Origin of the sequence: Thiomonas sp. UBA7699 (assembly GCF_002482605.1) — a bacterium.
Taxonomy (GTDB): Bacteria; Pseudomonadota; Gammaproteobacteria; order Burkholderiales; family Burkholderiaceae_C; genus Thiomonas; species Thiomonas arsenitoxydans.
Genome location: NZ_DLGH01000031.1, coordinates 22,593 through 32,209, shown reverse-complemented (window position 1 = coordinate 32,209; position 9,617 = coordinate 22,593). Strand labels below are relative to the sequence as shown.

General features: G+C 64.7%; 11 protein-coding genes and 1 pseudogene. 4 read left to right on the top strand and 8 right to left on the bottom strand.

Annotated elements, in window-relative coordinates; translation table 11 throughout:
- Window positions 1-172 precede the first annotated feature (172 nt).
- The 4 genes and pseudogenes from B3H47_RS13920 to ureE form a co-directional block, all read right to left on the bottom strand.
- Window positions 173-467: pseudogene (locus B3H47_RS13920) on the bottom strand (HoxN/HupN/NixA family nickel/cobalt transporter); the annotation flags it as partial.
- A gap of 18 nt (window positions 468-485) precedes the next feature.
- Window positions 486-1,163: an urease accessory protein UreG gene (ureG, locus tag B3H47_RS13915; protein WP_286987592.1), complete on the bottom strand. Its 678-nt coding sequence runs from the start codon at window positions 1,161-1,163 to the stop codon at window positions 486-488.
- Window positions 1,160-1,864, bottom strand: a complete 705-nt coding sequence (locus B3H47_RS13910) for an urease accessory protein UreF (protein WP_286987591.1) — start codon at window positions 1,862-1,864, stop codon at window positions 1,160-1,162. Before B3H47_RS13910 ends, ureG begins: the two co-directional genes overlap by 4 nt.
- On the bottom strand, window positions 1,854-2,408 hold the full coding sequence (gene ureE / locus B3H47_RS13905) for an urease accessory protein UreE (protein ID WP_286987590.1): 555 nt from the start codon (window positions 2,406-2,408) through the stop codon (window positions 1,854-1,856). Before ureE ends, B3H47_RS13910 begins: the two co-directional genes overlap by 11 nt.
- A 116-nt stretch (window positions 2,409-2,524) precedes the next feature.
- On the opposite strand from ureE, the gene B3H47_RS13900 reads away from it, so the two are divergent.
- Entirely contained in the window at window positions 2,525-2,752 is a 228-nt protein-coding gene (locus B3H47_RS13900; protein ID WP_013107403.1) for an AbrB/MazE/SpoVT family DNA-binding domain-containing protein, read from the top strand.
- Window positions 2,749-3,135: a type II toxin-antitoxin system death-on-curing family toxin gene (locus B3H47_RS13895; protein ID WP_286987588.1), complete on the top strand. Its 387-nt coding sequence runs from the start codon at window positions 2,749-2,751 to the stop codon at window positions 3,133-3,135. The genes B3H47_RS13900 and B3H47_RS13895 overlap by 4 nt, the downstream gene beginning before the upstream one ends.
- A gap of 86 nt (window positions 3,136-3,221) precedes the next feature.
- On the opposite strand, the gene B3H47_RS13890 is transcribed toward B3H47_RS13895, so the two are convergent.
- From B3H47_RS13890 to ureA, 4 genes are read right to left on the bottom strand one after another with little or no spacing between them, the layout of a single operon-like run.
- Window positions 3,222-3,854 carry a LysE family translocator gene (locus B3H47_RS13890; RefSeq protein WP_286987586.1) on the bottom strand — a complete coding sequence of 211 codons (633 nt, stop codon included), beginning with the start codon at window positions 3,852-3,854 and terminating at the stop codon, window positions 3,222-3,224.
- A gap of 22 nt (window positions 3,855-3,876) precedes the next feature.
- A complete protein-coding gene (gene ureC, locus B3H47_RS13885; RefSeq protein WP_286987584.1) occupies window positions 3,877-5,616 on the bottom strand; it encodes an urease subunit alpha in 1,740 nt (579 codons plus the stop codon).
- Window positions 5,616-5,921, bottom strand: a complete 306-nt coding sequence (locus tag B3H47_RS13880; protein WP_013107406.1) for an urease subunit beta — start codon at window positions 5,919-5,921, stop codon at window positions 5,616-5,618. The genes ureC and B3H47_RS13880 overlap by 1 nt, the downstream gene beginning before the upstream one ends.
- A gap of 23 nt (window positions 5,922-5,944) precedes the next feature.
- The gene (ureA, locus tag B3H47_RS13875; RefSeq protein WP_013107407.1) at window positions 5,945-6,247 is read right to left on the bottom strand and encodes an urease subunit gamma; all 303 of its coding nucleotides are present in this window, start codon (window positions 6,245-6,247) and stop codon (window positions 5,945-5,947) included.
- 346 nt (window positions 6,248-6,593) lie between these two features.
- Between ureA and urtA the strand changes: the two genes are divergently transcribed.
- Window positions 6,594-7,835 (top strand): urea ABC transporter substrate-binding protein, encoded by a 1,242-nt coding sequence (gene urtA / locus B3H47_RS13870; protein WP_286730874.1) that lies wholly within the window; start codon window positions 6,594-6,596, stop codon window positions 7,833-7,835.
- Window positions 7,836-7,976: 141 nt separating this feature from the next.
- A complete protein-coding gene (gene urtB, locus B3H47_RS13865) occupies window positions 7,977-9,617 on the top strand; it encodes an urea ABC transporter permease subunit UrtB (protein WP_286987581.1) in 1,641 nt (546 codons plus the stop codon).

Genomic DNA, 9,617 nt, shown 5'->3' with positions numbered 1-9,617 from the left:
AAATTCAAACTTGACGCTGCGTGCATCTCGTTTGCCACGGCTTAGTTGCCTATCGGTATGTGGCTTAAATCAGCATCGGCGCCAAGACGCTGGTCTCCGCCGGCCACCCCTGCAGACTGGATCAGCGTATGGGCATCGCGCGCCAGCAGCGCCACGACGACTGACAGCAGCACGACCACGCCGCTATGTCCGAGCGAGAAAAACAGCCCCACCGCCACCGGGCGCTGGCCGTCCTGGCGCAGCTTTCGGGTGACGTTGTCGATGGCGGCGATGTGGTCTGCATCGAAGGCGTGGCGCAGACCGAGAAAGTAGGCCAGCGCACCGATGCCCAGCAGCGCCGGATGGCCGGGCAGCAGCGCCAGCAGCCACCCCCACGCCGCGACATGCAGTGCCAGCAGGGTGAGGCCCGTGGCGGTGAGGGCGCGCCGGTCGAGTCGGTCCGAGTCCGGTCGGGTGTAGGTCGACATGGTCGGAAGGTGCAAGAGTCAGCCCGCCTGCAGCAAGCCCTTGGTTTCGATGAACTGCACCACGGCGTCCAGTCCGTCCAAGGTTTTGAGGTTGGTCATGGCGTAGGGTCTGTTGGGACGCATGCGCTCGGTGTCGGCGCGCATCACGTCGAGGTTGGCGCCCACATGCGGAGCGAGATCGGTTTTGTTGATCACGAACAGGTCGCTCTTGGTGATGCCGGGCCCGCCCTTGCGCGGAATTTTTTCGCCGCCGGCCACGTCGATGACGTAGATCGTCAGGTCGCTGAGTTCCGGGCTGAAGGTGGCGGCCAGGTTGTCGCCGCCGCTTTCGATGAACACGATGTCGGCATTCGGAAATTGCTCCAGCATGCGGTCGACCGCTTCGAGATTGATCGACGCATCTTCGCGGATGGCGGTGTGCGGGCAGCCGCCAGTCTCCACGCCCAGAATGCGCTCGGGCTCCAGCGCGCCAGCCACGGTGAGCAGGCGCTGGTCTTCCTTGGTGTAGATGTCGTTGGTCACCACGACGAGGTCGTAGCGGGCGCGCATCGCCTTGCACAGCATTTCAAGCAGAGTGGTCTTGCCCGATCCCACCGGGCCGCCGATGCCCACGCGCAGCGGCGGCAGGCGCTTGGTGCGATGGGGAATGTGATGCAGCGGCGAGACGTTGGCCGCGGTGGAGGGGTGTGCGCTCATGATCGGAACAGTCGGGAATATTGGGTTTCGTGACGGCTGCTGAGAATGGCCAGCAGCGGAGAAAAGCTCTGCCAGTCGTCCATGCGGTCTTGCAGGTTTCGTGCCTGCTCGACTGCAGCGGGAATATCGGGCAGAAGCGCGGCCAGCAGGCGCTGCCCGCTGCTCTGCCCCAGCGGCACCACGCGCATCGCCGCCTGCACCTGGCTCTCCAGCCAGGAGAAGGCCAGGGCATGCGCCATTTGTTCAGCGTCCAGCCCCAGCGCCAAGCCGCCCAAGGCAAAGGCCAGCGGCCAGGCGGGCGCGGGTTCGAGTTGGGCGGCAAGCGGCAGTGCGGGATGGGCTGGGCGCAGATTGCGCAGCCACTCCAGCATGGAGCGGCCCATCTGCTGGCTTTGCTGGCGCAGCTCCAAGGTTTCGCGCGTGGCCAGCACCCAGGTCTGCACGGCGCGCAACGCTGCGAGGTCGGCTGCAGACCAGGCCGCATGCGCGGCGCAGGCAGCCGGCAGTTCGCTGCGCGCAAGCGTGAGCTGCAACTGACCGCGCAGCCAGGCCAGCGTCTGCGCTTCGTCGGTGACGAGGCCCGCGTCCACCGCCGCCTCCAGCCCCTCCGAGTAACTGAATCCGCCCACCGGCAAAGCGGGGGAGGACAGCCACATCATCGCGAGTTGCGGGGCGGGGCAGGCTTGCGGCTCAATGCCCATGGGAATGATCGTGACCCTGCACGTGATGGTCGTCGTGCGCATGCGCATGGCCGTGCCCATGATCGTGCCCATGCTGTCCATGCCCGCCGCCCTCGCCATAGGCCCCGGCCTCGGGCTCGAACGGGGCCTCCATCTCGGTGACGATCAGGTGCATGCGGCGCAGCATGTCGGCCAGCACCGGGTCGGGCTCGAACTGCAGATAGTCGGCCTGCACTTCGAGCTGCACATGCCGGTTGCCCAGGTGATACGCGGCGCGCGGCAGATCGGTGGCCGAGCCATGCGCCGGGCAGGCGCGCACTTGCAGCACGGCTTGCGGCGCGGCTTGCACACGGATCATTGAGCCGTCTTCAGCCACCAGCAGGTCGCCGCCACGCAGCACCGTGCCGCGCGGCAGAAACACGGCGAGGTGACGACCGGCGCTGTCGTGCGCGTCAAAGCGGCTTTTGCTGCGCGTGTCCCAATCGAGGCTGACTGTGGCGGCGCGCTGCACCAGCGCCGGGGCCAGGCCGCGCGCGGCGGGAAGATGTTTGTTGACGGTGAGCATGAGGATTCGGAAGGGGAGGGTATGCAGAAACGGGTTTGCAGAAATTCGGGGCGCCGCCTAATATAACAACCGTTATAACTTCATCGTCCGACTGCACCAGTCGTCAGGAGAACCGCATGTCCGCCCTCAAACTCACCCAGATCGGCAATTCCGTTGGCGTCATTCTGCCCAAGGAACTCCTCGCCCGCCTCAAACTGGAAAAGGGCGACACGGTGTTCGTCACCGAGGCGGCGAATGGCGCTGTGATGCTATCGCCCTACAGCGCCGAGTTCGAGTCGCAGATGCTTGCCGCACGCAGTGTGATGAAAAAGCGGCGCAACGTCCTGCGTGAACTAGCCAAATGAGCCGCTGGATCTGGCTCGACCCTGCAGTACTGCAGGCCGTACATGAAGAGCAGTTGGCCGAGCATGGCGGCGCCTCAGGCACGCGCGATACGGGGTTGTTTGAATCGGCGCTGGCGCGGCCGGAGAACCTGGCCGCCTACGGCGAGCCCGACGCCGCCGCGCTGGCCGCCGCATATGGCTGGGGGCTGGCGCGCAATCATCCTTTCGTCGATGGCAACAAGCGCACCGCCTTCGTCGCCGCCGAGTTGTTCCTGATGCTCAACGGCCATGAACTCGCCGCCGACGACGCCGCCTGCGTGCTCACTATGCTCGCCGTCGCTTCTGGCGACATGGGCGAAGACGCGTTTGCCGCGTGGATACGGTCGCATCTGCAACCGCGCTAGGCGAAGAGATTGAGCACTCTATGTGGATGTCGGCAGCTGGAGATGACGCACCGATCAGTGGACACAGGCAGTGTCCGCAAACAAGCCTACCGGCGCGCCTCAGTGGCTACGCGCACGGCCAATGCGGCCAGCACCGTCCCCATCAGCCATCGTTGCACGGTGATCCACATTGGCCGCTGCGCCAGAAAGCTGGCAATCGAACCGGCCATGAGAACAATCAGCGCGTTCACCGCAAGGCTGATCACGATTTGTGTCATGCCCAGCGCCAACGACTGGCCGAGCACGGAGCCATGCGCAGGGTCGATGAACTGCGGCAGGAGCGACAGATACAAGACCGCAATCTTGGGGTTCAGCAGATTGGTGACAAAGCCCATGGCAAACAACTTGCGCGGCGGGTCCACAGGCAGATCGCGCATCTGAAACGGCGAGTAGCCGCCCGGCTTGACCGCTTGCCAGGCGAGATAAAGCAAATACAGCGCGCCGCCAAAGCGCAGCGCGTCATACGCATAGGGCACCGCCAGCAACAGTGCCGTGATGCCGAATGCCGCGCATAGCATGTAAAACACGAAACCCAGAGCCACTCCCCCCAAGGAGATGAGTCCAGCGCTGCGGCCTTGGGAGATCGAACGTGAAATGAGATAAATCATGTTCGGCCCGGGTGTCAGCACCATGCCAAGAGCAACCAGGGCAAAGGTGAAGAAGTGAGTCAAGGTCGGCATTCCAGTCTCCGCTTTGGGGAAGTCAAAACAAGAAATACCGCTGCGCCATCGGCTGCACGGTCGCGGGTTCGCAGGTGAGCAGCACGCCGTCGGCGCGCACCTCGTAGGTCTGCGCGTCCACCTCCATGCGCGGGGTGTAGGCGTTGTGCACCATGTCGGCCTTTTTCACGCTGCGGCAGCCGCGCACGGCGGCAAGCGTCTTGTGCAAGCCCAGACGCTGGCCGATGTTGTTGGTCAGCGCGGCCTGTGACACAAAGGTGAGCGAGGTGGCGGTGCGCGCGCCGCCGAAGGCGCCGAACATGGGCCGGGTGTGCACCGGCTGTGGCGTGGGAATGGAGGCGTTGGCGTCGCCCATGAGTGCGGCGGCGATGAAGCCACCTTTGAGAATCACGCTGGGCTTCACGCCGAACCACGCCGGCCGCCACAGCACCAGATCGGCCCATTTGCCCGCTTCCACCGAGCCCACTTCTTGCGCGATGCCGTGCGCCAGCGCGGGGTTGAGGGTGTATTTGGCGATGTAGCGCTTGGCGCGGAAGTTATCGTTGCGGTCATTGCCCTGGGCGCCACCCGAAGCCGGAGGCGCCAGCCAGCCGCGCTGCGCCTTCATCTTGTGCGCGGTCTGCCAGGTGCGCAGCGCCACTTCGCCCACGCGCCCCATGGCCTGGCTGTCGCTGGACATGATGCTGATGGCGCCCAGGTCGTGCAGCACGTCTTCGGCGGCGATGGTTTCGCGGCGGATGCGGCTTTCCGCGAAGGCCAGATCTTCGGCGATGCCCGCGTCGAGGTGGTGGCACACCATCAGCATGTCGAGGTGCTCGTCGATGGTGTTGACGGTAAAGGGCCGGGTCGGATTGGTGGAGGACGGCAGCACATTGGCTTCGCCCAGGACGCGCAGGATGTCGGGCGCATGGCCACCGCCCGCGCCTTCGGTATGAAAGGTATGGATGGTGCGGCCTTTGAACGCGGCGATGGTGTCTTCGACGAAGCCGCTCTCGTTGAGCGTATCGGTGTGGATGGCCACCTGCACATCGGTCTCTTCTGCCACCGAGAGGCAGCAGTCGATCGCCGCCGGCGTGGTGCCCCAGTCTTCGTGCAGCTTCAGGCCGATGGCGCCGGCTTCGACCTGCTCGCGCAGCGCTGCGGGTTGGCTGGCGTTGCCCTTGCCGAGAAAACCCAGGTTCATCGGGAAGGCATCGGCCGCCTGCAACATGCGGGCGATGTTTTCCGGCCCCGGGGTGCAGGTGGTGGCGTTGGTGCCGGTGGCCGGGCCGGTGCCGCCGCCCAGCATGGTGGTGACGCCGCTCATCAGCGCCTCTTCGATCTGCTGCGGGCAGATGAAGTGGATATGGCTGTCGATACCCCCGGCGGTGAGGATCATGCCTTCCCCCGCGAGGATTTCGGTGCCCGGGCCGATGATGATGTCCACGCCCGGCTGCACGTCCGGATTGCCCGCCTTGCCGATGGCGGCGATGCGCTGGCCACGAATGCCCACGTCCGCCTTGACGATGCCCCAGTGGTCGAGGATGAGCGCATTGGTGATGACCAGATCCATCACCCCTTCGGCGCGGGTGCGCTGGCTCTGACCCATGCCGTCGCGGATGGTTTTGCCGCCGCCGAACTTCACCTCTTCGCCATAGCCTCCGGCGCGCAGGGTGTAGTCGTCTTCCACTTCGATGAGCAGGTCAGTGTCGGCCAGGCGCACGCGGTCGCCGGTGGTGGGGCCGTACATCTCGGCATAGGCGCGGCGGGAGATCGTGGCCATCACAGCGCTCCCATCACGTCTTGCCGGAAACCGATGACCACGCGCTCGCCCGCGAAGGCCACCAGCTCCACCGTGCGCTGCTGCCCCGGCTCGAAGCGCACCGCGGTGCCGCTGGCGATGTGCAGCCGCATGCCGCGCGCGGCTGCGCGGTCAAAGCGCAGCGCCGGATTGGTTTCCGCAAAGTGGTAGTGCGAGCCGACCTGAATGGGCCGGTCGCCCGCGTTTTCCACCACCACGCTCAAGGTGGCGCGGCCGGGGTTGAGAGCGAGGTCGCCCTCGGCACAAAGGATTTCTCCAGGAATCATTGAAACGCTCCAGATTGGGGGATTCACGCAATGGGCTGGTGCACGGTCACGAGCTTGGTGCCGTCGGGGAAGGTGGCTTCCACCTGAATGTCGGGGATGAGTTCGGCCACGCCGTCCATCACCTCGTCGCGGCTGAGCAGGGTGCGGCCAAAGCTCATCAACTCGGCCACGGTGCGGCCGTCGCGCGCGCCTTCCATTACTGCAGCGGTGATGTATGCGATGGCCTCGGGTACGTTGAGCTTGAGGCCGCGCGCCTTGCGGCGCTCGGCCAGCAGCGCGGCGGTGAAGATCAGCAGCTTGTCTTTTTCGCGGGGGGTGAGGTCCATGGGGCGGCGGATGGAATGGGAATCGTGAGGTGAGCTTAACGCGAGGCCACATCGAAAGCGCAGGCCGGTGCTGCAGCAAAAAGCAGACCTGCCGCCCCTGCTGGAACGGTGTGGGTCTCCGTTTGCCCCGGTTTGGTGCGAACGCACCAAAGACGATCGAGCTAATGCGCGCGGTGGTGCCTCAAAACAGATTGTGGGGCGCGTTCAGGCCCGCGCGGCGCAAGTTCGGGCCAAGTGTCATCGAACTGTCACCCCGTGCTGAGGGGGGGGCAGACAAAACCGTGGCACGCGACTTGCACAACACAGCGTGTCGCACCCCACCACAACCTCTGGAGGAATTTCCAACATGGATCGTCGTACCGCACTCAAGACCGTTGGCGGCGCAGTTGCCGCAGCGGCGGCCAGCACGCTGTCTTTCCCCGCCATTGCTGCGAGCAAGAAACCGATCAAGGTCGGCATCCTGCATTCGCTCTCGGGCACCATGGCCATTTCCGAAACCGCGTTGAAGGACGTGGACCTGATGACCATTGCCGAGATCAATGCTGCAGGCGGCGTGGACGGCCACATGATCGAGCCCGTGGTGGTCGACCCCGCTTCCAACTGGCCGCTGTTCGCCGAGAAGGCGCGCCAGCTCATCAGCCAGGACAAGGTGGCGGCCATCTTCGGCTGCTGGACCTCGGTGTCGCGCAAGTCGGTGCTGCCGGTGCTCGACGAGCTCAACGGCCTGCTGTTCTACCCGGTGCAGTTTGAAGGCCAGGAGCAAAACAAGCATGTGGTCTACACGGGTGCTGCGCCCAACCAGCAAGCCATTCCGGCCACTGAATACCTCATGAGCAAGGACGGCGGCGGCGCCAAGCGCTTCTTCCTGCTGGGCACCGACTATGTGTACCCCCGCACGACCAACGCCATCCTGCGCGGCTTCCTGCACTCCAAGGGCGTAAAGGATGCGGACATCGCCGAGGTCTATACGCCGTTTGGCTTCAGCAATTATCAGAACATCGTGGCCGACATCAAGAAGTTCGCCTCGGCCGGCCCGACCTGCGTGATCTCCACCGTGAATGGCGACTCCAACGTGCCGTTCTACAAGGAGCTGGGCAACCAGGGCATCAAGGCCACCGACATTCCGGTGGTCGGCTTCTCCATCGCCGAGCAGGAAATTGCGGGCATGGACATCAAGCCCCTGGTCGGCCAGCTCACCGCGTGGAACTACTTCGAGAGTCTGAAAAATCCGCGCAATGCCAAGTTCGTCAAGTCGTGGCAAGACTGGGTGAAAAAGGAAAAGCTGAAAGACTATCCGGTCACCGACGACCCGATGGAAGCCTCCTACATCGGCATTCACCTGTGGAAGCAGGCCGTCGAGAAGGCCAAGTCCACCAAGACCGATGAAGTGCGCAAGGCGCTGATCGGTCAGAAGTTCGCCGCCCCCGATGGGTATACCGTCGAAGTGCTGGAGAACCAGTATCTGAGCAAGCCGGTGTTCATCGGCCAGATTAACGACAAGGCGCAGTTCGACGTAGTGTGGAAGTCCAAGGGTCTGGTTCCGGGCGAGTCCTGGAGCCCCTACATCCCCAAGCCGAAAAACGCCTGATCGTTCGGCAACGCAAACACTCCCCCTCCCAACCTCCCCCACGCCGCGGGGGAGGGGCGATCACTCCCTCTCCGCTCGCGGGGAGGGCTGGGGCGGGAAGTCTTTTGAACGCATCGATCCTTCTCTGTCAACTTCACGACCATGACCTCTACGCGCTCTTTGTGGGACCGGCCCGGCGCATGGCTGCGCATGGCGCTCGGCCTGGTGTTGTTCGGTTTACTGCTCGGCCTGACGCCACCAGCCCATGCCCTGACCCCGCAGGAAGCGCTGGCCATTTCCAGCGGCGACACCGACGCCCGCATCGCCGCCCTGCACAAGGCCGTGGCCAAGCCCGATCCGCAACTTGCCGACTTTCTGCACAAGCTGCTGAATGGCGATGTACAGATCGATGGCGACATGGTGCAGGTGCAAAAAGGCAATGAATGGATCGACCTGGCCACCGGCAAAGCCGTCACCCCCAGCGACAACGCGCAGGGCGTGGTCAACAACAACTATGTGCGCAAGGAGCTGCAGTCGGCCCGCGCCGCGCTCGATCTGTTTTCGCCGCAGCGCGCGCAGCGGCTCAAGGCCGTGCAGCAACTGCAGGACGATCCCACCTCGGTCGATCGCGGTCTGGTGGAGCAGGCGCTGAAAACCGAGAAAGACCCGGAGATCGTGCAGCGGCTGCAACTGCTGCACGCCGCCATTCTGCTCACCAGCGCCAGCGCCGCCGACCGTCTGGCCGCGGCCAAACAACTGGCGGCCAGCAACTACCCGGCGGTGCGCGCCCTGCTGCTCTCTCGGCTGGACAAGAAAGACGGCGCCTACATTGAGTCGTCTCCGCTGGTTCGCACGCAGATCGAAAAAAGCCTCTCCGAGATCGACAGCCGCCTGGCCTGGGGCGAGCGGCTGGGCACGCTGTTCTCGGGCATCAGTCTGGGCAGCATCCTGCTGCTGGCCGCGCTGGGCCTGGCCGTCACCTACGGCCTGATGGGCGTGATCAATATGGCGCAGGGCGAGTTCATCATGATCGGCGCCTACGCCACTTATGTGATGCAGAGCCTGTTCCAGCACTATCTGCCGGGCTATGTGCATTACGCGCTGATCGCTGCGGTGCCGTTCGCCTTCGTCGTGGCGGGGGGCATTGGCATGCTCATCGAGCGCACCATCATCCGCCGCCTGTACGGGCGGCCGCTCGAAACCCTGCTGGCCACCTGGGGCATCAGCCTGGTGCTGATCCAGGCGGTGCGCAGCCTGTTCGGGCCGCAGAACGTGCAGGTGGACAACCCGCCGTGGATGTCGGGCGGCTTCAACATCATGGCCAATCTCATCCTGCCCTACAACCGCATGGTGATCATCGCTTTCACCGTGGTGGTGCTGCTGGGCATGTGGCTGCTCATCAGCCGCACGCGCCTGGGCTTGTTCGTGCGCGCGGTCACGCAGAACCGGCCCATGGCCTCCTGCGTGGGGGTGCGCATCGCGCGGGTGGACATGCTGGCCTTCGGCCTGGGCACCGGCATCGCGGGTCTGGCGGGTTGCGCGCTCAGCCAGATCGGCAACGTCAGCCCGGAGATGGGAACAGGCTACATCGTCGACTGCTTCATGGTGGTGGTGCTGGGCGGCGTGGGTCAGCTCACCGGCACGGTGGCTGCGGCCATGAGCCTGGGCGTGGCCAACACCCTGCTCGAAGGCGTGGCGGGCGCGGTGTTGGCGAAGATCGCGGTGCTGGTCGCCATCATCCTGTTCATTCAGAAGCGCCCGCAGGGCATGTTCGCCCTCAAGGGCCGCAGCGTGGAAAGCTGA